This window comes from Sphingomonas trueperi (assembly GCF_040545665.1).
GTDB lineage: Bacteria > Pseudomonadota > Alphaproteobacteria > Sphingomonadales > Sphingomonadaceae > Sphingomonas > Sphingomonas trueperi_B.
Map to the genome: position 1 here is coordinate 1033284 of NZ_JBEPMH010000001.1, position 23043 is coordinate 1056326.

General features: G+C 68.0%; 25 protein-coding genes. 19 read left to right on the forward strand and 6 right to left on the reverse strand.

All coding sequences use genetic code 11. From position 1 onward, the window contains the following. The first annotated feature begins 74 nt into the window (after positions 1-74). Positions 75-1544, forward strand: coding sequence for a hypothetical protein (locus ABIC65_RS04665; protein WP_354307140.1), 1470 nt, complete (start codon positions 75-77; stop codon positions 1542-1544). 58 nt (positions 1545-1602) lie between these two features. After that, complete coding sequence (locus ABIC65_RS04670) at positions 1603-2904, forward strand: hypothetical protein (RefSeq protein WP_354307141.1); 1302 nt, start codon at positions 1603-1605, stop codon at positions 2902-2904. A 59-nt stretch (positions 2905-2963) separates the two neighbouring features. Here ABIC65_RS04670 and gatA read toward each other — a convergent pair whose 3' ends face one another. Together gatA and gatC are read right to left on the reverse strand one after the other, a co-directional pair. Continuing rightward, the gene (gene gatA / locus ABIC65_RS04675; protein ID WP_354307143.1) at positions 2964-4445 is read right to left on the reverse strand and encodes an Asp-tRNA(Asn)/Glu-tRNA(Gln) amidotransferase subunit GatA; all 1482 of its coding nucleotides are present in this window, start codon (positions 4443-4445) and stop codon (positions 2964-2966) included. Continuing rightward, positions 4442-4729 carry an Asp-tRNA(Asn)/Glu-tRNA(Gln) amidotransferase subunit GatC gene (gatC, locus tag ABIC65_RS04680; protein WP_354307144.1) on the reverse strand — a complete coding sequence of 96 codons (288 nt, stop codon included), beginning with the start codon at positions 4727-4729 and terminating at the stop codon, positions 4442-4444. Before gatC ends, gatA begins: the two co-directional genes overlap by 4 nt. Before the next feature lie 148 nt (positions 4730-4877). Here gatC and ABIC65_RS04685 point away from each other — a divergent pair, with 148 nt between their 5' ends. The 6 genes from ABIC65_RS04685 to ABIC65_RS04710 all read left to right on the forward strand — a co-directional run bounded on the left by ABIC65_RS04685 (position 4878) and on the right by ABIC65_RS04710 (position 10242). Continuing rightward, positions 4878-5981 (forward strand): DUF3089 domain-containing protein, encoded by a 1104-nt coding sequence (locus ABIC65_RS04685; RefSeq protein ID WP_354307146.1) that lies wholly within the window; start codon positions 4878-4880, stop codon positions 5979-5981. Between the two features lie 54 nt (positions 5982-6035). Further along, positions 6036-6497: a Holliday junction resolvase RuvX gene (gene ruvX / locus ABIC65_RS04690; protein WP_354307148.1), complete on the forward strand. Its 462-nt coding sequence runs from the start codon at positions 6036-6038 to the stop codon at positions 6495-6497. Positions 6498-6585: 88 nt separating this feature from the next. After that, positions 6586-6873: a hypothetical protein gene (locus ABIC65_RS04695; protein WP_354307150.1), complete on the forward strand. Its 288-nt coding sequence runs from the start codon at positions 6586-6588 to the stop codon at positions 6871-6873. Between the two features lie 161 nt (positions 6874-7034). Further along, the gene (locus ABIC65_RS04700; RefSeq protein WP_354307152.1) at positions 7035-7973 is read left to right on the forward strand and encodes a flagellin; all 939 of its coding nucleotides are present in this window, start codon (positions 7035-7037) and stop codon (positions 7971-7973) included. Positions 7974-8035: 62 nt separating this feature from the next. After that, on the forward strand, positions 8036-9025 hold the full coding sequence (locus tag ABIC65_RS04705; protein WP_354307154.1) for an aspartate carbamoyltransferase catalytic subunit: 990 nt from the start codon (positions 8036-8038) through the stop codon (positions 9023-9025). Continuing rightward, a complete protein-coding gene (locus ABIC65_RS04710; protein WP_354307156.1) occupies positions 9022-10242 on the forward strand; it encodes a dihydroorotase in 1221 nt (406 codons plus the stop codon). The genes ABIC65_RS04705 and ABIC65_RS04710 overlap by 4 nt, the downstream gene beginning before the upstream one ends. 4 nt (positions 10243-10246) lie before the next feature. On the opposite strand, the gene ABIC65_RS04715 is transcribed toward ABIC65_RS04710, so the two are convergent. The 3 genes from ABIC65_RS04715 to ABIC65_RS04725 are packed head-to-tail and all read right to left on the reverse strand — an operon-like array spanning position 10247 to position 12515. Next, on the reverse strand, positions 10247-11479 hold the full coding sequence (locus tag ABIC65_RS04715) for an SPOR domain-containing protein (protein ID WP_354307158.1): 1233 nt from the start codon (positions 11477-11479) through the stop codon (positions 10247-10249). After that, entirely contained in the window at positions 11476-11796 is a 321-nt protein-coding gene (locus tag ABIC65_RS04720; protein ID WP_354307160.1) for a hypothetical protein, read from the reverse strand. Before ABIC65_RS04720 ends, ABIC65_RS04715 begins: the two co-directional genes overlap by 4 nt. Positions 11797-11801: 5 nt before the next feature. Then, positions 11802-12515, reverse strand: a complete 714-nt coding sequence (locus tag ABIC65_RS04725) for a ParA family protein (RefSeq protein ID WP_354307162.1) — start codon at positions 12513-12515, stop codon at positions 11802-11804. A 132-nt stretch (positions 12516-12647) separates the two neighbouring features. Between ABIC65_RS04725 and ABIC65_RS04730 the strand changes: the two genes are divergently transcribed. Then, entirely contained in the window at positions 12648-13544 is an 897-nt protein-coding gene (locus ABIC65_RS04730) for an SPOR domain-containing protein (RefSeq protein WP_354307164.1), read from the forward strand. A 14-nt stretch (positions 13545-13558) separates the two neighbouring features. Continuing rightward, positions 13559-14353 (forward strand): MipA/OmpV family protein, encoded by a 795-nt coding sequence (locus ABIC65_RS04735; RefSeq protein WP_354307166.1) that lies wholly within the window; start codon positions 13559-13561, stop codon positions 14351-14353. Positions 14354-14357: 4 nt separating this feature from the next. Here ABIC65_RS04735 and serB read toward each other — a convergent pair whose 3' ends face one another. Next, complete coding sequence (serB, locus tag ABIC65_RS04740; protein ID WP_354307168.1) at positions 14358-15236, reverse strand: phosphoserine phosphatase SerB; 879 nt, start codon at positions 15234-15236, stop codon at positions 14358-14360. On the opposite strand from serB, the gene miaA reads away from it, so the two are divergent. From miaA to ABIC65_RS04785, 9 genes are all read left to right on the forward strand, one after another. Further along, the gene (miaA, locus tag ABIC65_RS04745; protein ID WP_436286714.1) at positions 15235-16161 is read left to right on the forward strand and encodes a tRNA (adenosine(37)-N6)-dimethylallyltransferase MiaA; all 927 of its coding nucleotides are present in this window, start codon (positions 15235-15237) and stop codon (positions 16159-16161) included. The genes serB and miaA overlap by 2 nt on opposite strands. A 94-nt stretch (positions 16162-16255) precedes the next feature. Next, positions 16256-18001, forward strand: a complete 1746-nt coding sequence (locus ABIC65_RS04750; RefSeq protein ID WP_354307171.1) for an acetolactate synthase 3 large subunit — start codon at positions 16256-16258, stop codon at positions 17999-18001. A gap of 46 nt (positions 18002-18047) precedes the next feature. Continuing rightward, on the forward strand, positions 18048-18563 hold the full coding sequence (gene ilvN, locus ABIC65_RS04755; protein ID WP_084581822.1) for an acetolactate synthase small subunit: 516 nt from the start codon (positions 18048-18050) through the stop codon (positions 18561-18563). Positions 18564-18621: 58 nt separating this feature from the next. Beyond that, positions 18622-19641: a ketol-acid reductoisomerase gene (ilvC, locus tag ABIC65_RS04760; RefSeq protein ID WP_116468850.1), complete on the forward strand. Its 1020-nt coding sequence runs from the start codon at positions 18622-18624 to the stop codon at positions 19639-19641. A gap of 96 nt (positions 19642-19737) precedes the next feature. Beyond that, positions 19738-20337: a YceI family protein gene (locus tag ABIC65_RS04765; protein WP_354307174.1), complete on the forward strand. Its 600-nt coding sequence runs from the start codon at positions 19738-19740 to the stop codon at positions 20335-20337. Positions 20338-20537: 200 nt separating this feature from the next. Next, positions 20538-21137: a TMEM175 family protein gene (locus ABIC65_RS04770; RefSeq protein WP_354307176.1), complete on the forward strand. Its 600-nt coding sequence runs from the start codon at positions 20538-20540 to the stop codon at positions 21135-21137. Positions 21138-21213: 76 nt separating this feature from the next. Then, entirely contained in the window at positions 21214-21834 is a 621-nt protein-coding gene (folE, locus tag ABIC65_RS04775; RefSeq protein ID WP_354307177.1) for a GTP cyclohydrolase I FolE, read from the forward strand. Beyond that, entirely contained in the window at positions 21834-22607 is a 774-nt protein-coding gene (locus ABIC65_RS04780) for an SDR family oxidoreductase (RefSeq protein ID WP_354307179.1), read from the forward strand. The genes folE and ABIC65_RS04780 overlap by 1 nt, the downstream gene beginning before the upstream one ends. Next, positions 22600-22965 carry a dihydroneopterin aldolase gene (locus tag ABIC65_RS04785; RefSeq protein ID WP_354307181.1) on the forward strand — a complete coding sequence of 122 codons (366 nt, stop codon included), beginning with the start codon at positions 22600-22602 and terminating at the stop codon, positions 22963-22965. The genes ABIC65_RS04780 and ABIC65_RS04785 overlap by 8 nt, the downstream gene beginning before the upstream one ends. Positions 22966-23043: the final 78 nt, after the last annotated feature.

Here is a 23043-nt window from a genome sequence, read left to right on the forward strand (position 1 = left end):
GCCGGTGCTTCACGGCAATACCGGACTGATCGGCGAGGAACGCGGCCGAAGCCAATAGGGGAACAGGGTACGCCATGACGGTTGCACGATCGAAGCGAACCGATGTCCTCTTCGCCTTGGTCGCGCTGCTGCTGTTCCTGGTCCCCGCTGCGATCAACCGCAGCCCGATCCTCTATCCCGATTCGATCGGCTATTTTCAGGCCGGAAAGGCCGCGACCAGCGCTGCCCATATCCCGCTCTCCACCCGCCCGGTCGCGGTACCCGCAAAGGCCGGGCCGGCAGCGACGATGGGGATCGACACCGAGGACGGCGTGTCGGATGCCCGCTCGGTTTATTACGGCGCCGCGTTTGCGCTCAGCTGGGCGATTGCCGGCGTGTGGGCGCTGCCGATCCTGCAGGCGCTGCTCTGCGTCGTCGCGATTTATGCTGCACTGCGGCGACTGGCACCCGATGCGCCGCGCACCATGCGATGGGCCGTCGTCGCCGGAATCGGACTGGTCGGCGGCGCGGGCATCTTCGCGACGACGATCATGCCCGATGTGTTCGCCGGACTGATGATCCTCGCGGTCGCGATGATCGCGATCTACCGCCCTAACCTCACCCGCGCCGAGCTGATCGGCTGGCTGGCGCTGGGCGTGGCGGCGATCCTGTTCCATAAATCGCACCTGCTCCTCGCGCTGGGCATGCTCGGCGCGCTGTTTCTGCTCGGCCTGATCACCCGTCGGCAGCGCTGGACCAGCCTTGGCCTGATCGTGCTGATGATCGTCGTCGGCGGCCTGGGCCAGGTCGCCTTCGGGATCGCTGCACGCCATGCAGGGCTGACGGTCTACTCGCCCCCCTTCGTGATGGCGCGTCTGATCGGCGACGGCACCGCGGAGAAGTATCTGCGCGAGACCTGCCCGCAGACTCACTACGCCACCTGCCGCTTCCTGCCGCGGATGCCGATGACCGAGAATGATTTTCTGTGGAGCGGCGACGGCAGTGCGGTCAGCTTCGCCACGCTGCCCGCCGCCGAGAAGGCGAGGATCTGCGACGAGCAATGGCCGATCGTGCTGGGCACGCTGCGTAGCCACGGCTTAGAGCAGCTTGGCAAGAGCCTTATCGGCGTGTTCCGGCAGATCGCCACGGTAGGCGTCACCGAATATGGGCTGATGCCGCGCGATGCGCTGACGACCCTGCTGCACCCCGACATCCAGGCATATCAGCAGAGCGGCATCGGCCACCACACCATGCCGCTGCGGCTGATCAGCGGCCTGATGCTCGCATGCTACGCGCTGGGCGGCGTCGCGCTGGCGATCCTGGCGACGCGGCTGCGCCGCAACCCCGGCGGCTTCCAAGCGGTGCCTGCCTGGCGCACGCGGTTGTTCGAGGCTACCCTGCTGGTGGTGTTCGCAGTACTCCTGAACGGCGCGGTGTGCGGTGCGATCTCGGGGGTATTCGATCGCTACCAGGGCCGCGTCGCCTGGCTGATCCCGCTGTTCGCGCTGGCGATCCTGATCCAGGCGGGTAGCGCGCGTAGCGGCAGCCCGCAGCGCGGGCGTTGAGTTCACGACAATTCGCGTCCGGGGCGTTTGCACCCGGCGCGCACAAGGGGGAAAGATCGTGAAGCTGCCGTCGGACCGGGAACACCGCTTCGCCCTGCTGGCACCGGCCATTCTGGCGCTGGGCTTTCTCGAGCGGATCGCGATCCTCGCGGTGCGCGGTGTCTCGCACGCGCAGGGAGAAGCCGCCAATGTCGCCGTTTCCGTCGCACGCGACGGCACGATCGCAGACGTATTCGCGCGCGGCAGCGGCCTTACCGCACATCTCAATCCGCTGCTGCCCTGGCTCGCCGGCGGCATCTATACGTTGTTCGGTGTCCAGAGCGCGGCATCCGAGTGGATCCTCGCGCTGATCTCGATCAGCATCGTGCTGGGCGCAGGTGCGATCTTCTACCAGGCGGCGGCCGTCGCCGGGGTGCCGCGCGCACCGCGCCTGGGGGCTTTGGCGGTCTTCGCGCTGCTGCCGGTCACGCCCGAGCTGGAAACCACCGCGTTCCGGGTATGGGAGGGCGGCGTGGCCAGCCTGCTCGGCGCGATCCTATTGCTGCTCAGCCTTCGCGCCGATCGGGATCGCGCCCTGGGATATCGTGGCATGCTGCCGATCGCGGTGACCGCCGCGTTGATCTTCTTCATCAACCCGGCGCTGGGTCTGGCGGCCTATGCGGTGATCGGACTGTTGCTGCTGCGCACGGTCTCCCCGCGGCGCTGGATCGGCCATGTCGCCCTCCTCGCCGTCGCGCTGGCGGTGGTGCTCACGCCCTGGACGATCCGCAACTACGAAGTCTTCCACCGCATCCTGCCGTTGCGCGGCAATTTCGGGCTCGAACTCGCGATCGGCAATCACCCCGCGGCGCTGAGCGGCAACGATCGTGAAGTGTTCGTCGAGCGGCTCCGCACCGTACATCCGCTCGAGAGCCAGGCAGCGTTTGACCGGATGCAGGCGATGGGCGGTGAAATCCCCTATGCGAACGCCATGGGCGCCGAGGCCAAGGCGTGGATCCATGATCACCCCGCCGACTTCGTCCGGCTGTGCGCCAAGCATCTGGTGCAATATTACTTCCCGCCGCGCTGGCAGTGGAACATCTACAACAGCCACGTCGGCAAGGACGTGATCGTCCGCCAGGCACTGCTGTGGAGCGTCGCGGCGCTGGGCCTTATCGGCGCGTTGGCGGCGCTATTTGCATGGCGCGAACGGCTGCTCTACCTCGCCACCTTCGCGCTGGTGCCGGTGCTGCCGTACATCATTACCCAGCCGGTGCCGCGCTACCGCTATATCGTGCTGCTGCCGCTGCTCTTCCTGGCAGCGAACACGGTCTATGGACTTTATCGAAGGGTTCGGCCGGCGGCGCTCGCTACGGCCTGACGCTGCTCGATCGGCAGCAAGCGGGAGCGGCGGCCATGGCCACCGCTCCCGCCCTCATCTTACCACCAGGCGTTGGGACGCGCGGTGAAGCCCGCGCGCTGCTCGAGCGCGAGGCCGGCGTTGAGAACGCCCTGTTCGTCGAACGGCTTGCCGATGATCTGCAGCCCGAGCGGCAGACCGGCCGCATCCAGCCCACCCGGCACGCTCATCGCGGGCACGCCTGCCAGGCTCGCCGGCACGGTGAACACGTCGTTGAGATACATCGCCAGCGGATCGACCTTCTCGCCCAGCCCGAACGCCGCGCTCGGCGCGGTGGGGGTGAGCAGCAGGTCGCACTGGCTCCAGGCATTGTCGAAGTCGCGCGCGATCAGCGTGCGGACCTTCTGCGCCTGGGTGTAATAGGCGTCGTAGAAGCCTGCCGAGAGCACATAGGTGCCGATCAGGATGCGGCGCTTCACTTCGTCGCCGAAGCCGGCGGCGCGGGTGGCGGCGTACATCTCCTGCAGGTTCTGGCCCTCGGCCAGCTCGCGCAGGCCATAGCGCACGCCGTCATAGCGGGCGAGGTTCGAGGAAGCCTCGGCCGGGGCGATGATGTAATAGGCCGGCAGCGCGTACTTGGTGTGCGGCAGGCTGACCTCGACGATCTCGGCGCCCGCATCCTTCAGCCAGGCGATGCCCTGCTGCCACAGCGCCTCGATCTCGGCCGGGGTGCCGTCCATCCGATACTCGGCCGGGATGCCGACGCGCTTGCCGCGCAGATCGGCGGAAAGCCCTGCCTCCCAATGCGGCACGGGCATGTCGAGCGAGGTCGAGTCCTTCACGTCAAACCCGGCCATCGCCTCGAGCATGATCGCGCAGTCGCGCACGTCGCGGGCCATCGGACCCGCCTGGTCGAGCGAGGAAGCGAACGCCACCACGCCCCAGCGCGAACAGCGGCCATAGGTGGGCTTGATGCCCGAGATGCCGGTGAACGCAGCGGGCTGGCGGATCGAACCGCCGGTATCGGTGCCGGTTGCCGCCGGGCAGAGCCGCGCGGCGATCGCCGCCGAGCTGCCGCCCGAGGAGCCGCCGGGCGCGAGCGGCGTGTTGTCGCCCTCGCCCCGCCGCCACGGCGAGATCACGTTGCCGAAATAGCTGGTCTCGTTCGACGAGCCCATCGCGAACTGGTCGAGGTTTAGCTTGCCGAGCATGCCGGCGCCCGCTTCCCACAGCTTGTGCGAGACGGTGGACTCGTACTCCGGCTTGAAGCCTTCGAGGATGTGGCTGGCGGCGGTGGTCTGCACGCCCTTGGTGGCGAACAGGTCCTTCATGCCGATCGGCACGCCGGCCAGCGGCTTGAGCGTCTCGCCCGCGGCGCGCGCCTTGTCGGCGGCGTCGGCGGCGGCGAGCGCATGCTCGGGGGTCTTGACGATGAACGCGTTGAGCGCGTCGGCACCGGCCACGGCGGTGTTGAACGCCTCGGCCACTTCGCGCGCGGAGAATTCGCCGTCGCGCACGCCGTTGCGGATGGCGGCGACGCCCAGATCGGTCAGCGTGCTCATTCCACCACCTTCGGAACCGTGAAGAAGCCAAATTCGCCCTGCGGCGCGTTCGCCAGCACCGCCTCGCGCTGGTTGCCGTCGGTGATCACGTCGGCGCGCAGGCGCAGCGTGTTCGGGATCACGGCAGTCATCGGCGCGACATCGTGCGTGTCGACCTCGCCGAGCTGCTCGATCCAGCCGAGGATGTTGTTGAGTTCGGGCGCCAGGCGCTCGGCGTCGGCGTCGCTGATCGCGATACGCGCCAGGCTCGCGACTTTCTTCACGGTTGCGGTGTCTACGGACATGCGCTTGCGCCTATCAGCCGAGCCGCGCCCCTTCAAGCGCCTGCATCGCCCGATCGGCACTTGCGGTTGCATCCTTCGCACGCAACACTGGCCGGAACGCGATTGCGTCGCCGCCTGTTTATGCTGCATTGCACAATGGAGAGGCCGATTGGCCCGGAAGTTTCTTTATGCGGTTGCGATCCTGATCATGCTCGGCGTTGCATCCATGTTCGCCTATCGGCTCTACGGCATCCAGCTGATGCGCCAGTTCATGGTGCCTGCGGGCGACGCCGCGGACCTGCCGCCCGTTTCCCCGCGCGACTATGCGAGGGCAGAGATGTGGATCGCGCGGCCGGACAAGCCCGGCAACCCGGCGCTGTGGACGCCCGCCGGGCACACGCCCGCGGCCAATCCCCGCGCGGCTCTGTTCTTCATCCACCCCACCTCGTTCCTCGACACCAAGCAGTGGAACGCCCCGCTCGACAACCCCGACGCCAATGCCCGCGCCGAGCTGTTTCTGCGCGGCCAAGCGAGCGCGTTCAACCGAAGCGCCGCGATCTGGGCGCCGCGCTATCGCCAGGCGACCTTCGGGGCGTTCCTCACCAGCAAGGCACAGGCGCAGAAGGCGCTCGACCTTGCCTATCGCGATGTCGCAGCGGCGTTCGAGGAGTTCCTCCACGAAGCTGGCGACCGGCCGATCATTCTTGCCGGGCACAGCCAAGGTGCGCTGCATCTTTCGCGCCTGCTCGCCGAGCGAGTCGCGGGCACGCCGATCGCTAAGCGCGTGGTTGCCGCCTATGTGGTGGGGTGGCCGGTGTCACTGACCGCAGACCTGCCCAGGATGGGCCTGCCCGCCTGTAGCGGCCCCGACCAGGCCGGCTGCATCCTGTCCTGGCAGAGCTTCGCCGAGCCCGCCGACCCGGCGTTGATCATCGACACCTTCGACGCGACCAACGGCTTCACCGGCCAGCCGCGCGCGGGCACCAAGATGCTCTGCACCAACCCGCTGACAGGGAAGCCCGGCGACTCGGCCCCTGCCAGCGCCAATCTCGGTTCGCTGATCCCGGACCTGAACCTGCAGTCCGCGCATCTCGAGGCAGGCCGGGTGCCCGCCCGCTGCGACGGGCGCGGCATCCTCACCATCGGCGCGACCCCGCCGGACTTCGGCCAGTATGTGCTGCCGGGGAACAACTATCACGTATTCGACTACAGCCTGTTCTGGGCAAACGTCCGCGCCGATGCCGCGCGCCGGCTGGCGGCCTACAAGCCCTGAGGGTGGCGGCGGGGAGGCTTTGCAGCCCCGCCCCGCCTCCCCTATAGCCGCGCGGTGATCACCACCGTTCCCAGCGATTTCCGTGCAGCCCTACCGGAAGGCGGCCGCCTGATCGGCCTCGACGTCGGCACCAAGACGATCGGCACCGCACTGTGCGATGCCGGCTGGAGCTTCGCGAGCCCGGCCCAGCTGATCCGCCGCACCAAGTTCACCAAGGACAAAGCGGCGCTGGTCGAGCTTATCACCGCCCAGCAGGTTCGCGGCATGGTGATCGGCCTCCCGCTCAACCTCGACGGCACCGACAGCCCCCGCACCCAGTCGACGCGCGCTTTTGCCCGCAATCTCGAAGACTTGGGCTTTCCCATCCTGATGTGGGACGAGCGCTGGTCGACCGTCGCGGTCGAGCGCACGCTGATCGAACAGGACGCCAGTCGCGCCAAACGCGCCGAGCTGATCGACAAGATGGCCGCCGCCTATATTCTGCAAGGTGCCATCGATGCCCTGGTAAACACGTGACTTTTTCTTCACCGGGAGCCTGAAAGGCACGATCCGTTTACCCTGGTCACGATATGCTTCTCCCCAATCAACAGGGGGAAATCGAAAGATGCTGTCGATCTTGACCAACACCGGCGCTGCGGATGCGGTCCGCGCGCTCAATGCTGCGACCGCCGAGGTGCAGGTGCACCAGGAACGGATCTCGACCGGCAAGCGCGTCCACAGCACCAAGGACGACAGCGCCGACTATATCACCGCCCAGCAGTTGCACAGCGACGCCGACGGGCGCCGCGCGATCGGCAAGAGCATGGCGAATGCCGGCTCGGTGCTCGACGTCGCCAATCTGGGCGCCGAGCAGATCGGCACCTCCTCAACAGCATCCGGGAAAAGGCGCTGAGCCTGAGCGGCAACGACGCCGGCTCGAAGGACTCGATCGCCAACGACGTCAAGGCGCTGGTCGACCAGATCAACGCGATCGCCAAGAACAGCAATCTCAACGGCATCAACCTGCTCACCGGCCGCCCGGCGGCGGTCACGACGACCAAGACCACGACGACGATGTCGCCGTCCAGCTATGCCCCGCCCGCGCTGCCCACCATGGCCGCGCTGCCGCCGGGATCGACGCTGACCAGCAACGGCACCGGCAGCACGCTGCAGACCGTTACCACCGCCGCCCCCTCCTCGAATGCGGGCGACCCCGAGCTTGCCGCCAAGGCGCTCGGCACCCCGCCGGAAAATGCCAGTGCCAGCTACACCGTCGCCGGCGGTCCCCAAGCCGGCCGCATGGATGTCGCATTCAACGCATTCGGCGACGGCGACGTGATGGAGGTCTGGCAAAACGGCACCCGGATCGCCGCCACCGGGCAGCGCTATGCCGCAGGTGGCGGCGCGGTTTCGGCCGGCAAGGCGGTGAGCGGGGAGAACATCGTCAGCTTCGACTATGATCCGAGCAAGGGCGACCTCACCTTCCGGTTCAACCCGAATGGCGCCGACTCGGGCACCGCCTGGGCGGTGACCGGCGTCGCGCTCAACGACAAGACGGCGCCGATCGCCAGCACCTCTACCAGCGCCACGACGAACCAGGCCCAGGGCGCCGTACCGTTCAACTATGACGTCTCGATCGGCCGCATCGGCGAAAAGATCAGCATCGGCTCGCGTGACCTCTCCACCGCAGGCCTCGGGCTCGATTCGGTCGACTGGCTCGGCGCGCTGGGCAGCGCCATCGGCGTGGTCGACGGCGCCAAGGGTCGCGTCAACGAGGCGCTCAGCCATTTCGGCACCAAGGCGCGCTCGTTCGATATCGCCAGCATGTTCAACACCAAGCTCGGCGATGTGCTCGATATCGCGGTGGGCAACATCGTCGATGCCGATCTCGGCGTCGAATCGGCCAAGCTCCAGTCGGCGCAGATCAAGCAGCAGCTCGCCGCCAAGGCCCTGTCGATCGCCAACGATCAGCCCAAGATCCTGCTCTCGCTGTTCGACAAGAAGGCCGCATAACGCAGGCGGGGCGGAGTCGCGGCCTTGCGCCCGGCCCGCCCCCGCTCTAGGCGGCGGCTTTAATGCACACCTCCGATCATCGCCCCGGTGCCCAGATACAGGGCAGCGCCGTTTTCCCGCACCGGCACCTCACCGGCATTTCGGGACTCCAGCCCCACGAGATCATGTTCCTGCTCGACGAGGCGGAACAATGGGTGGAGGCCAACCGCAGCCGCGCCAAGAGCGACAAGCGCCTCGAAGGCCTCACCCAGATCAACGCCTTCTTCGAGAATTCGACGCGGACGCTCTTGTCGTTCGAGATCGCCGGCAAGCGGCTGGGCGCCGACGTCGTCAACATGCACGCCGCGCAGAGCAGCGTGAAGAAGGGCGAGACGCTGATCGACACCGCGGTCACGCTCAACGCGATGCGCGCCGACGTGATCGTGATCCGCCATGCCAGCTCGGGCGCGGTGCGGCTGATCGCCGACAAGGTCGACTGCCCGGTGCTCAACGCCGGCGACGGCTGGCACGAACACCCGACGCAGGCGCTGCTCGACGCGCTCACCATCCGGAGACGTCGTGGGTCGGTGGCAGGTCAACGCGTGGTGATTTGTGGCGACATCCTACACAGCCGCGTCGCCCGCTCGAACATCCTCGCGCTCACCGCGCTCGCCGCCGAGGTGCGCGTGGTCGCGCCTTCGACGCTGATGCCGCCGGCGATGGACCGGATGTTCGTCACGCCCTTCACCGATTTCGATGCCGCGCTGGACGGCGCCGACGTGGTGATGATGCTCCGCGTCCAGAACGAGCGCATGGCCGGCGGCTACATCCCTTCGACTCGCGAGTTCCACATGCGCTACGGCCTCACCCCCGAACGTCTCGCCCGGGCCAAGCCCGATGCGCTGGTGATGCACCCCGGCCCGATGAACCGGGGAGTCGAGATCGACTCGATCGTCGCCGACCATCCGGAGCGGAGCGCGATCACCGAACAGGTGGAGATGGGCGTGGCGGTGCGCATGGCCTGCCTCGACGTACTGACAAGGCGATCGCGCGGCGTGGAGGGCTGGGCATGAGCAGCATCCTCTTCCGCAACGCGCAATTGGTCTGCCCCGAGGGCGGGATCTCCGAAGGTGACCTGCTCGTCCAGGGCGACACCATCGCGGCGGTCGGCCAGGTCGATGCGCCTGCCGATGCCGAGGTGGTCGACGTCGCCGGCAAGATGCTCGCGCCGGCACTGATCGACCTCGGCGTGTTCGCGGTCGACAAGGGCGCATGCCGCTTCGGCGGGATCGCGCGTGTCGGGCTGATGCCCGACCAGTCGCCGGTGCTCGACGATCCGGGCATCGTCCGCCGCGCCGCCGTCTCGGGCAAGCCGCAGCTCTGGGTCCACCCGCTCTCCGCCGCGACGCAAGGGTTGAAGGGCGAGGATCTGGCCGAGATCGCGATCAACGCCTCGGCCGGTGCCCGCGCCATCGCCACCGGGCGGCGCTGGATCGCCAACACCGGCACGATGCGCAAGGCACTGCTCTACGCGCGCGACCTGAACCTGACGGTGGTCGCCCATGCCGAGGATGGCGGGCTGGCCGACGGCACCGTCGCGACCGCGGGCGAGACCGCCGCGCGCCTCGGCCTGCCGAGCGCGCCGTCGATCGCCGAGCCGCTCGCCATCGCCCGCGACCTGATGCTGGCCGAGGAAACCGGCGCGAAGCTCCACTTCCGCCAGGTGACGACGGCGGCAGGCTTCGACCTGATCCGCGCCGCCAAGCGCCGCGGCGTGCAGGTCACCTGCGGAATCACGCCTGCGCACCTGCTGCTGTCGGACATTGCGATCAGCGACTTCCGCACCTTCGCCCGCCTCTCGCCGCCCCTGCGCGACGAGAGCGACCGCCAAGCGGCACTTGCAGCGGTGGCGGACGGCACGATCGATGTGATCGCCTCCGGCCATGATCCGCGCGGGCCCGAGGCCAAGCGCCTGCCCTTCGCCGACGCCGAGCCCGGCATGGCCGGTGCGGAGACGCTGCTGGCGCTGTCGCTCACGCTGGTGCGCGACGAGAGACTGAGCCTCGACCGGCTGTTCGCGCTGCTCGCCGCCAATCCGGCCAAGATCCTCGGGCTGGAGAGCGGCGCGCTCAAGCCGGGCCTCCCGGCCGACCTGATCGTGCTCGATCCGGAAACGCCCTGGGTGATCGACGCGCGCAAGATGAATGCGCGCGCCGGCAACACGCCGTTCGATCGCCTGCCCACCCAGGGGCGCGTGCTGCAGCTCTACAAGGGCGGCGCGCTGGTCTGAGCGATCAGCGGGCGGCGATGCCGATGCGGGAGGCGGGCTTGTACCAGCTCGCCACCGCGTCGCCCGCCGCCATGCGCACGAAGCAGCTGCCGCCGCCGGTCTTGACCGCGCGGCACACGCCGTCGGCGTCGGTGCGGGCGAAGCCGCCGACCGAGAGGCGGTAGAGCGTCGCCGTGCCGCTCGGCACGGTGGCACCCTGCGGCTTGAGCGGGCGGAGCGCGGAGACGCGGCCGCTCAGCTTCTGCCAGGCGTCGCGCGCCACGCCGGCATTGGCGAACGCGCCGAGCTGGACGACATAGGGGCCGCTCGCCACCATGGTCGGTGCGGGCTTGGGCGGCAGCGGCTTGACCGTCTTGGGCTTGGCCATGCGGACCGGCACCGGCTTGAACACCGGCACGGGCGCGGCTGGTTCGCTGACCGGGATCGGCTCCGGCTGCGGTTCCGGCTCCGGGGAGACCGTAGGCGTCGGCGTGGGTGTCAGGGCCGCGAAATACGGCTGCCTGGCGAGCGCGAGCGCAACCGGCTGGCCGGCATCCTGCACCGCCTGCACGCCGAGGACCGCCGCGACCTGGTCATAGGCGTTGGCCGGCCGGGCAAAGCTCGCCCATTGCAGCAGCCGCGCGTTGAGCTGGTCGGGCGCGACGTCCATCGCGGCCACCGCCTTGGCCTCGCCCCAGCGACCGGCGAGCGCCAGCGCCAGCGCGAAATTCTGCCGCGTGCGTGCGGTCGCCTCGGGCGCACGCACTGCGGGCGCGAGGATTTCCAGCGCCGCGTTCGGATCGCCGGCCAGCGCGGTCGCGAGGCCAAGATCGGCGGCGGGGATGCGCGCGGCATGCGCCTGGAGCAGCGTGCGCGCCCCGCCCCAATCACCGGTGCCGATGCTGGCGAGCGCGAGGTTGAGCGCCGCGCGGCCATCCTCGGGGTTCAGCGCGAGCGCGTCGCGCAGCGCTTGTCCGGCCGAGGTGAAGCGGCCCGCGAGCAGATAGGCTTGGCCGAGCAGCGTCCGATAGTCGCCGCGCTGCGGATCGTTCGCCACCGCCTGTTCGGCGTGGGCGACGGCAGCGGCCGCCTTGTGCGCGGCGAGCGCCTTCTGCGCGGCCCGGGCTTCGCGTGCGGCCTTCTTGGCGTTGGACGCAACCGCGGCGGAGGCGGCACCGTGCACCATCACGCCGGTCGCAGCGGTGCCGCCGAGCGCGAGCAGCGCCGCGCCAATCGAGAGGAGTTTGCGGGACTTCATGCGGTTTCTCGTCCTTCGAGCGCGGCGATCCGGCGCGCGAGCGGTTCCAGCTCGGCCATGTCGGCCAGCATCGTGTCGATCGCCTCGGTCACCAGCTGCTGCGCCGAGCGGCCGGTGACCGCCGCCGCCAGCCGCAGCCGTAGCCGGCGTTCGGCATCGAGGCGCAGGGTGAAGGCGGCCTTGTCCTTGGTCGCCCGCGCGGTGCGGGCAAGCTGCTCGGCCACGGCATCGCTGTCGGCCAGCGCCAGCACCGACTTGCGCGCCAGCCCCTTGCGAGCGAGCAGCCCGGCGCTCAGCGAGGCGATCGGCTTGTCCATCGTATTCAATTCACCACCCGGCGACCGAAACCGCCTGTGGGTCGCGCGGCGGCGAACGGAGCCGCCGCCGCGGGCGCCGCGAATACGGTACGCCGGAAATTCTTCTCGAGCCGGTCCGAGACATAAGCCCAGAGGCTCTCGACCTCGGCGGCGGACTTGCTGCCGGCATCGACCTCCATCACCGTCCGCCCGTCGATCATCGATCCGGCAAAATCGGTCCGGTGGTGGAGCATGATCGGCGCGACGGTGCCGTGCTGCGATAGCGCCAGCGCCGCCTCGGCGGTGATCCTGGCATTGGCAGTCGCGGCGTTGACCACGAACAGCAGCGGCTTGTGGGCGCGTTCGCACAGCTCCACCGTGGCCCCCACCGCGCGCAGGTCGTGCGGGCTGGGCCGCGTCGGGATCACGATCAGCTCGGCGACCTGGATCACCGTGAGGATCGCGGGGGTGATCGCCGGCGGCGTATCGATCACCACCAGCTTGAAACCCTGCTGGCGCAGCAGCTCGAGATCGGCGGCGAGCCGGGCCACGCTGGTCTGGGCGAGCGCCGGCAGTTCGGCCTCGCGCTCGTTCCACCAGTCGGTCAGCGAGCCCTGCGGATCGAGGTCGACCATCGCCACCGGGCCGGCACCGCTGCGTTGCGCCTGCACCGCCAGATGGCCGGACAAGGTCGTCTTGCCCGATCCACCTTTTTGCGAAGCCAGCGCCAGAACGCGCATCTACCCTCTCGACGTCGACGGATACCCGGACTGCGTCTGCCACGGCCGCGGATAAGATCGAGTTAACGGCGCCCCTCTAAGCCGCTAAGCCACGGGCGCCGCGTCCGAACGGCCGCCAAGAGGGGATTCGCCATGCGCCTGCCTGCCGCCTTGTTGCTCCTTGCCAGCCTCGGCCTTTCCGCCCCGGCTTTCGCGCAGGACGCCGCCGTGAAGGCCGGCGTCGATGCCTATAATCGCGGCGATTATGCGGGCGCGATGCAGGCCTGGCGCCCGGCGGCGGAGAAAGGCGATCCGGACGCGCAGTATAATGTCGGCCAGATCTACAAGCTCGGCCGCGGGGTGCCGGTCGACATGGTCGAGGCGGAGAAATGGTACCGCCTCGCCGCGCTCCAGGGGCATGACCTGGGCGAGGCCAACTACGGCATGATGCTGTTCGAGAACGGCAAGCGCGAAGCCGCCGTGCCCTGGCTGGAGCGCGCCGTCGCGCATGGCGAGCCGCGCGCGCAGTATCTACTGGGCGTGATGCTGTTCAACGGCGACGGCGTCGCGAAGAACTGGGTACGCGCCTATGCGCTGATGCTCCGCGCCTCGGCCGGCGGACTCGACGCCGCGACGCGCACGCTCGCACAGATGGACCAGCATATCCCTGCCGCCGATCGCCAGCAGGCGCAGGCCCTGGCGCAACGCTACGCCAAGGAGGTGCGCACGGCCGCCGCCCCGGCTACGAAAAGCACCTCCGTACGCCAGGCTCCACCCATAGCCGCCGCGCGTCCGGCCAAGCCGACCATCTCCGCCGCCCCGCAACCCGTGCGTGCCACGGGCAGCTGGCGGCTCCAGCTCGGCGCCTTCGCCACGCCGGGCAATGCCGAGCGGCTCTGGAGCCAGGTTCGGAGCCGCTTCCCCGGTCGCCAGCCATTCTATCCCCAGTCCGGCAAACTCACGCGCTTACTCATCGGACCCTTCCCCTCACAGGCCGAGGCTGAAAAAGCCTGTGGCGCGATCAAGCCCTGCATGGCAGTGCCGCATTGACTGGGAGAAAATACATGCAACGATCCATGATGTGCGTGGGCCTGCTACTCGCCCTGGCAACGCCTGCCCATGCGCAGTCGGACGGCAGCGAGAAGGCGCCGCGCCGCTACCGCATTGCGGTGGGCGCGCAGGGGACGCCAAGCTATCCGGGCGCCGACCACGACGCGGTACGCCCGTTGTTGGACTTCTCCACCGCCCGCGGCGACGACCAGTTCGAATTCGAAGCGGCGGACGAGAACCCCAACATCGCAATCTATAATCGTCATGGACTTGAGGCTGGCATCGTGGTCGGCTTCCAGAGCGCCCGCACCGCCAAGCGCGCCGGCGCGGACCTCACCAAGGTGGGTTTCACCGTCGAGCCGGGCGTGTTCGTCGGCTACTATCTTCTCCCCAAGCTCCGCGCCTATGGCGAACTGCGCAAGGGCGCGGGCGGGCATGAGGGCGTGGTGAGCATGCTCGCGCTCGATTATGTGGAACGCGACGGCGACCGCTGGCTGGTCTCGATCGGCCCGCGCATGGGCCTTTCCGACGCAAAGTATCGGCGCGCCTATTTCGGCGTGACCCAGCGCGACGCGACCGCGGCCGGGATCCCGGTCTACCAGGTCGGCGACAATGTCGTGCACAGCGTCGGCCTTGCGTCCACCGGCATTCGCCAGCTGAGCAAGCGCTGGGGCTTGTACGGCTATCTTGCCTATGACCGGCTGACCGGCGACGCGTCGCGCTCGCCGATCACCGAACGGTTCGGCTCCAAGAACCAGTTCTCGGGCGGGCTGGCGCTCAGCTACACCTTCGGACGCGGGGTCCGCTAAGTCGTCAGGCGTTGACCCAGTCGGCGCGCGCGATGCCCTGGGCATAGAGCAGCGCCGTAAGGTCGCCATGGTCGATCCGCGCACCGGCAGCGGCGGCGACGATCGGCTTGGCGTGATAGGCGACGCCCAGCTCGGCCTTGCGGATCATCGCCAAGTCGTTGGCGCCGTCGCCCACCGCCATGGTCTGCTCCGGCGCGAGGCCCAGCTCGGCCATCGCGCCGAGCAGCGTGGTTTCCTTGGTGCTGCTGTCGACGATCGGCTTGGTGACGGTGCCGGTGAGCTTGCCGTCCGCGATCTCCAGCACATTGGCGATACGGCGGTCGAAGCCGATCTGCGTGCCGACCGGTTCGGCGAAGCGAGTGAAACCACCCGAGACGAGGATCGTGTACGCCCCCCGCGCGCGCATCGTCTGCACCAGCGCCTGGGCACCGGGCATCAGCCGCACGCGCTCTGCAAGGCACTGGTCGATCGCGGCCTCCGGCAGACCCTTGAGCAGCGCGACGCGGGCATCGAGCGCCTCGGCAAAGTCCAGCTCGCCGCGCATTGCCCGTTCGGTGACCTCGGCGATCTGCGGCTTGATGCCGGCATAGTCGGCCAGCTCGTCGATGCACTCGACGGTGATCATCGTCGAATCCATGTCGGCGACGAGCAGCTTCTTTTCGCGGTGTGCCTCTGCCTGCACGATCACGTCGGCCCCGGCGATCGCACCTTCCAGCGCGGCACGCGCAGCGTCAGGCTTTGCCGTAAACGGCAGGTCCGCCGCGATGCTCTCGTCGAGCCAGCGCCAAGCGTCCGGCGCGCAACCCGCCGCCGCGAGGCGATCCTTGGCCGCCTCCAGCTGCCCTGACGTGAGACCTTCTGCTATCAGCGTCGCAATGAACATGATTTCCCCTGGGCTGTCGCGCGTCGCGCTCATTGCAGGGCCGACGGCCAGCGGCAAGTCCGCGCTGGCGCTGGCGCTCGCCGAAAAGCACCGCGGCACCGTGATCAACGCGGATTCGATGCAGGTCTATGCCGATCTCCGCATTCTCACCGCCCGCCCCTCCGAAGAGGAAGAGGCCCGCGCCCCGCACCGGCTGTTCGGCCATATCGACGGCGCCGAGGCCTGCTCGGCCGCGCGCTGGGCCGCCGAGGCCCGCACCGCGATCGCCGAGGCGCACGCCGAGGATCGCCTGCCGATCCTGGTCGGCGGCACCGGCCTGTATCTCCGCACGCTGATCGACGGCATCGCCCCGATCCCCGAGATCGACCCCGCCATCCGCGCCGGGGTCCGCGCCCTGCCCGTCGCCGAGGCGCATGCCGCACTTGCGCTCGCCGATCCCGCCGCCGCCGCGCGGCTGCACGCGACCGACACCAGCCGCGTCGCCCGCGCCCTCGAGGTGGTCCGCGCGACCGGCCGCACGCTCGCCGAGTGGCAGGACCGCCGCGAGGGCGGCATCGGCGACCAGGTCCAACTCGCCGCGATGATCCTGCTCCCCGATCGCGCCTGGTTGGGGGAGCGGATCGACCGCCGCTTCGCCACGATGCTCGCCACCGCCGAGGAGGAGGTTTGCGCCCTGCTCGCCCGCACCGACGTTCCCGCCGACGCGCCGGTGCTGCGCGCGATCGGAGTCGAGGAAATCGGCAGGGTGCTGCGGGGCGAATGGGAGGCCGAACAGGCGCAGGAAGCGGGCGCCACCGCCACCCGCCAATATGCCAAACGCCAGTACACCTGGTTCCGCCGCCAGCCTCCCGGGGGGTGGGAGGCGACGGCGGAGACAGATACGTACGAAAATTTGATCAAGATTGAAAGGAAATTATTTCAATAGGGGTTGACGCATCATATTCGTGCGAGTAGCAGCCCCTCTCCGGCGGAGCACTTTCCGCACTGTATACCATTTTTTCGAATGCGTGGAGGCAAAGGTGACCGAGAAAAGCGGCGCAGACATCCTGATCGAGGCTTTGACCGACCTCGGGGTGGAAGTCGTGTTCGGCTATCCCGGCGGTGCTGTGCTTCCGATTTACGACGCGCTGTTCAAGCAGGATCGGATCAAGCACATCCTGGTCCGCCACGAACAGGCAGCAACGCACGCGGCCGAAGGCTATGCGCGATCGACCGGCAAGCCGGGCGTCGTCCTCGTTACCTCGGGCCCCGGCGCGACCAATGCGATCACCGGCATCACCGATGCGCTGCTCGATTCGATCCCGATGGTCGTCATCACCGGCCAGGTGCCGACGACGCTGATCGGCACCGACGCCTTTCAGGAGGCGGACACGGTCGGCATCACCCGCCACTGCACCAAGCACAATTATCTGGTGAAGCGGCCGGAACTGCTCGGCGCGACCGTCCATGAGGCATTCCATATCGCCGTCTCGGGCCGCCCGGGTCCGGTGGTGATCGACATCCCCAAGGACGTCCAGGTCGCCACCGCGCGCTACGAGGCGCCGGGCCCGATCCAGCACAAGACCTATCGCCCGACGACCGAGCCGGAAGCGGCGAAGATCCAGGAAGCGGTCGACATGCTCGCCGCGGCCGAACGCCCGGTTTTCTACACCGGCGGCGGCGTGATCAATTCGGGGCCGGAAGCCACGCGCCTGCTGCGCGAACTGGTGGCGCTGACCGGCGCGCCGGTCACCTCGACGCTGATGGGCCTGGGCGCCCTGCCCGCCTCGTCGGACCAGTGGCTGGGCATGCTCGGCATGCACGGCACCTATGAAGCCAACATGGCGATGAACCAGGCCGACCTGATCATCGCCGTCGGCTCGCGCTTCGACGATCGCGTCACCGGGCGGCTCGATGCCTTCGCGCCGAACAGCCGCAAGGTGCATATCGACATCGATCGGTCGAGCGTGAACAAGAATGTCCGCGTCGATCTGCCGATCATCGCCGATTGCGCGCGCGCGCTCGACGCGATGGTGGAGAGCTGGAAGGCGCGCGGCCATCCCAAGCCCGATCTCGCCGAGTGGTGGAGCCGCATCCAGGGCTGGCGCGCGCGCCGCTGCCTCGACTTCCCCGAGGCGGGCGAAGCGATCATGCCGCAACGCGCGATCCGTGCGCTGTACGAGGCGACCAAGCATCGCGCACCGATCATCACCACCGAGGTCGGCCAGCACCAGATGTGGGCGGCCCAGCATTTCGGCTTCGAGGCGCCCAACAAGTGGCTGACCAGCGGCGGCCTCGGCACGATGGGCTATGGCCTGCCGGCGGCGATCGGTGCGCAGCTGGGCAATCCGGACGAGCTCGTGATCGATATCGCAGGCGAAGCCTCGATCCAGATGAACATCCAGGAACTTGCGACCGCTACGCAATATCGGTTGCCGGTGAAGATCTTCATCCTCAACAACGAATATATGGGCATGGTCCGCCAGTGGCAGGAGCTGACCTACCAGTCGCGCTATTCGGAAAGCTATTCGGATGCGCTGCCCGACTTCGTGAAGCTGGCCGAGGCCTATGGCTGGAAGGGCATCCGCATCGAGAAGCGCGCGGAGTTGGAAGACGGCATCCAGGCGATGCTCGACTATGACGGCCCGGTGCTGGTCGATTGCCGCGTGGCGAAGCTGGCCAATTGCTTCCCGATGATCCCGAGCGGCGCTGCGCACACCGAGATGCTGCTCCAGGCGAGCGAAGTCTCCGGCGAGATGGACGACGAGGCCAAGGCGCTGGTTTGACCGGATTTTGGATCCTCCCGCAGGGGCAAGGATCGAAGGGGTAGAAATGCACATCAAGGAAGAAGCCATCGAGCGCCATACGCTGGCGGTCATCGTCGATAACGAGCCCGGCATCCTCGCGCGGATCGCCGGCCTGTTCACGGCGCGCGGCTACAATATCTCGTCGCTCACCGTGTCGGAGATCAGCGACGACGATCTGATCAGCCGCATCACCATCGTCACCTTCGCCTCGGCCCCGGTGATGGAGCAGATCATCGCCCAGCTCGAGCGGCTGGTGCCGGTCCACAAGGTGGTCGACCTCACCACCAAGGGCGAGCATGTCGAGCGCGAGCTGGCGCTGGTGAAGGTGGTCGGCACCGGCGATCACCGGATCGAGGCGCTGCGCCTCGCCGAGGTCTACCGTGCCCGCGTCGTCGATGCGACCATCTCCAGCTTCGTGTTCGAGGTGACCGGCACGATCGACAAGATCGACAAGTTCGTCGAGCTGATGCGCGAAGTGGGGCTGATCGAAGTCGCCCGCACCGGTATCGTCGCGATCTCGCGCGGCCGCGAGCCGGCCTGAACATTTTCCGCGCACCCGCGCACCCGCGCACCGCTATTCGAAAGGGAAGAATACCACCATGCGTGTCTATTACGATCGCGACGCCGATCTGAACCTGATCACCGACAAGAAGATCGCCATCCTCGGCTATGGCAGCCAGGGCCATGCGCACGCGCAGAACCTGCGCGATTCGGGCGTCAAGGACGTGGCGATCGCCCTCCGCCCGGGTTCGGCCTCGGCCGCCAAGGCCGAAGCCGCGGGCTTCAAGGTGCTGCCGAACAAGGAAGCGGCCGCCTGGGCCGACATCCTGATGATCCTGGCGCCCGACGAGCACCAGGCCGCGATCTGGGAGGCCGATCTCAAGGGCAACATGAAGCCGGGTTCGGCGCTCGCCTTCGCGCACGGCCTCAACGTGCATTTCGGCCTGATCGAGCCGCCGGCGGACATTGACGTGATCATGATCGCGCCCAAGGGTCCCGGCCACACCGTGCGCAGCGAATATGTCCGCGGCGGCGGCGTGCCCTGCCTGATCGCGATCCATCAGGACGCTTCGGGCAACGCGCATGACGTGGCGCTGGCCTATGCGTCGGGCGTCGGCGGCGGCCGCTCGGGCATCATCGAGACCAACTTCCGCGAAGAGTGCGAAACCGATCTGTTCGGCGAGCAGGCCGTGCTGTGCGGCGGCGCGACCGCGCTGGTCCAGGCCGGCTTCGAGACGCTGGTCGAGGCGGGCTACGCCCCCGAAATGGCCTATTTCGAGTGCCTGCACGAGCTCAAGCTGATCGTCGACCTGATGTACGAAGGCGGCATCGCCAACATGCGCTACTCGATCTCGAACACCGCCGAGTATGGCGACATCAAGACCGGCCCGCGCATCATCACCGAAGAGACCAAGAAGGAAATGAAGCGCGTGCTCGCCGACATCCAGTCGGGCCGCTTCGTCAAGGACTTCGTGCTCGACAACCGCGCCGGCCAGCCCGAGCTGAAGGCCAGCCGCATCGCCGCCAAGCGTCACCAGATCGAGCAGGTCGGCAGCGAGCTGCGCGCGATGATGCCGTGGATCGGCGCGAACAAGCTGGTCGATCAGTCGAAGAACTGATCACGGGCGGAAACCTTGGGTTGCCGGCTGCGCACTAGCTTTGCGCGGCCGGCGGCCTCATTACGGGAGCGACGCAACCACCCGAAGGGAACACTCATGCGCGCTCTCCTTGCTCTCGCTCTTTTCGCGGCCGCTCCGGTCGCCTTCGCCCAGGAACTGCCCGGCCAGGCCGACGCTTCGCGCGTTCCCGCCGGCACCTATGTCGTCGACACCGGCCACACCCAGGTCGACTTCCAGGTCAACCATTTCGGCTTCAGCCAGTTCACCGGCCAGGCCGGCGGCGCCACCGGCTCGCTGACGATCGATCCGGCCAAGCCGAACGACGCCAAGCTGGACATCACCATCCCGACCAGCGGCATCGTCACCACCGTCGCGGCGCTCGACAAGCACCTCGCTTCGCCGGACTTCTTCGATGCGGCCAAGTATCCGACGATCCGCTTCGTCTCGACCAAGGTCGTCGTGACCGGCACCAAGGCGCAGATCACCGGCGACCTGACGCTGCACGGCGTCACCAAGCCGGTCACGCTCGACACCACGCTCGTCGGCGCCGGCACCAACCCGATGATGAAGAAGCTGAACTTCGGCTTCGAGGCGACCACCACGATTCAGCGCAGCGCCTTCGGCATGGACAAGTATGTCCCCTTCGTCTCGGACGAGGTGAAGCTGCACATCAACGCGGCGTTCTCGGCCAAGTAAACCTTTCCCGTCATCCCGGCGGAAGCCGGGATCCATTCGCCACGCGGCCTCGGCTCGATCCGCGACGTACAAGCCAATGGACCCCGGCTTTCGCCGGGGTGACGGATTCGGGGTGCAGCCTATCTCTACCGACTAAACCCTTGGTTTAGTTGCCTCCGCCTCCTGCCTGCGCCACCACCGGCGCGGGCAGGAGGACGGATATGCAGGACCAGGAAGGCCGCGACGGCGCCAAGCGAGTCGAGGCGTTTTCGGATGGCGTCATCGCCATCATCGTGACCATCATGGTACTGGAGCTGCACGCACCCGAGCGGCCCGGGCTTGCCGCGCTGGCCGCGCAATGGCCCGTCTTCCTCGCCTATGCGCTCAGCTACGCCTATGTGGCGATCTACTGGGTAAACCACCACAAGCTGTTCCAGTTCGCCACCCGCGCGGGCAACGCGCTGCTCTGGTCGAACATCGTGCTGCTGTTCACCCTGTCGCTGATCCCCTTCGCCACTGCCTATCTGGGCGAGCAGCATTTCAGCGGCGAAGCCACCCTGCTCTACATGCTGGTGATGCTGCTCCCCTCCTTCGCCTATAACTGGCTGCAGCGGGTGATCCGACGCACCGGTGCGCAATCGGCGGAGGCGCAGCGCTACCATCGACGTACGCTGCGCAAAAGCATGCTTGCCTGCTGCCTCTATCTGGCGGGCCTCGCCGTAGCGATCGCCTCCCCCGCCGCCGGCCTCGCCTGCGCCGCGCTCGTCGCGCTGCTCTGGTGCCTTGCCGACGGCCCACTGGATCGGCTGTTCGAGCGCTGACCTTGGGTTGCACCTGGTGCCACTTTGCTGTTTCTGCGGTCCGAACCCGCCCTGCGCGGCGAAAGGACAGACAGACATGCACGATCATCACCATGACCCCGTAGACGGTGACATCGTCGCCCCCCCGCACAAGATCCCCGTGCCCGAGCATGTCGCCGAGGCGATCCGCACGCTGATCCGCTGGACCGGCGACGATCCCGATCGCGAGGGCCTGCTCGACACGCCCCAACGCGTCGCCCGCGCCTGGAAGGAATATTGCGCCGGCTATGGCGAGGATCCGTCGCACCACCTCTCCCGCGTGTTCGAGGAGGTCGGCGGCTATGACGAGATCGTGCTGCTGAAGGACATTCCCTTCCAGTCACATTGCGAGCACCACATGGCACCGATTACCGGCAAGGCATCGATCGCCTATCTGCCCAGGAACCACGTTGTCGGCATCTCGAAACTCGCGCGCGTCCTCCACGCCTTTGCCCGCCGCCTGCAGGTGCAGGAGCGGCTCACCGCAGAAGTGGCCGACTGCATCTGGAACCACCTCCACCCCCAGGGCGTGGCAGTGGTGATCGAGGCGCAGCATGGCTGCATGACCGGGCGCGGCGTGCGCACGCCGGGCGTCGGCATGGTGACCAGCCGGATGATGGGCGTGTTCCGCGAAGACGAGCGCAGCCGGGCCGAAGTGCTCAAGCTGATGGGTTATTGATGCCCGGGCGGGTGCTGGTCACGGGCGGCGCACGGCGGATCGGCGCGGCAATCAGCCGGGGCCTGGCCGCGCGCGGCTGGGCGGTGGCGATCCACCACCATCACTCGCCCGACGAAGCCGAGGCCTTTGCCGCCGAACTCCGCGCGAGCGGTGCGACCACCGCGGTGGTCTGCGCCGAGCTCGGCGATCCCGGCGCCCCCGCCGCCCTGGTAGAGGCATGCCGTAGCGCCTTCGGTGCCCCGCTCGACGCCGTGGTCAACAACGCGTCGCTGTTCGCCTATGATCAGGCGCCGATCGCCAATTATGCGCTGCTCGACCGGCACATGCACGTGAACCTCGCTGCCCCGGTGGGCCTCGCCATGGCGCTGGCCGCGCAGGCGGATCTCGCGGAAGGCGCCGTCGTGAACCTGCTCGACCAAAAGGTGGGCAACCTCAACCCGGACTTCTTCAGCTATACCTGCTCGAAGCTGGCGCTGCAGGGTGCCACCCACATGCTCGCGCAGAAGCTGGCGCCGCGGGTGCGGGTGAACGCGGTGTCCCCCGGCCTCACCCTGCCCAGCCTCGACCAGAGCGCGGAAGAGTTCGCCCGCACCGGCAGCCAGAACCTGCTGCGCCGCCCGGTCGACCCGGCCGACATCGCCGCCACGGTCGCGCACCTGCTGGAGTGCAGCAGCATCACCGGGCAGAATATCTATGTCGATTGCGGCCAGCATTTCCTCGCGCGCGACAGCGACGTGATGTTCGAAGGACGCGAGCACCGCCCCGATGCCTGATTATGTGATCCATCTCGAAGCGCTGGAGGTCTCGATGGGCCTCGGCATCCATCCCGAGGAACGCGCCGCCCCCCAGCGGGTCCGCATCGACGTGGCGATGACCTGCCGCTATCCCGAGGTGCCCGAGGACCGGATCGACGCAGTGGTCGATTATGACTTCCTCCGCGAGGGCATCCATGCCCTTGTCCGCTCGCGCCATTTCGAGTTGCAGGAAGTGCTGTGCGAGCAGGTCGCCGCGCTGGCGATGCGCGATCCGCGCGTTGTCGAGGTCCGCGTTCGGTCCGCCAAGCAGGACATTTACCCCGATGCCCGGGTCGGCTGCGAGCTGGTCCGTATTCTTACGAATATGCAGCAATAATCCCGATTCGGGGCAACGCGCCCCGAGCCCACCCCCTATAATCTACCGAAGGCCTTCCTTGCCGAAGGTCCGCTTGGG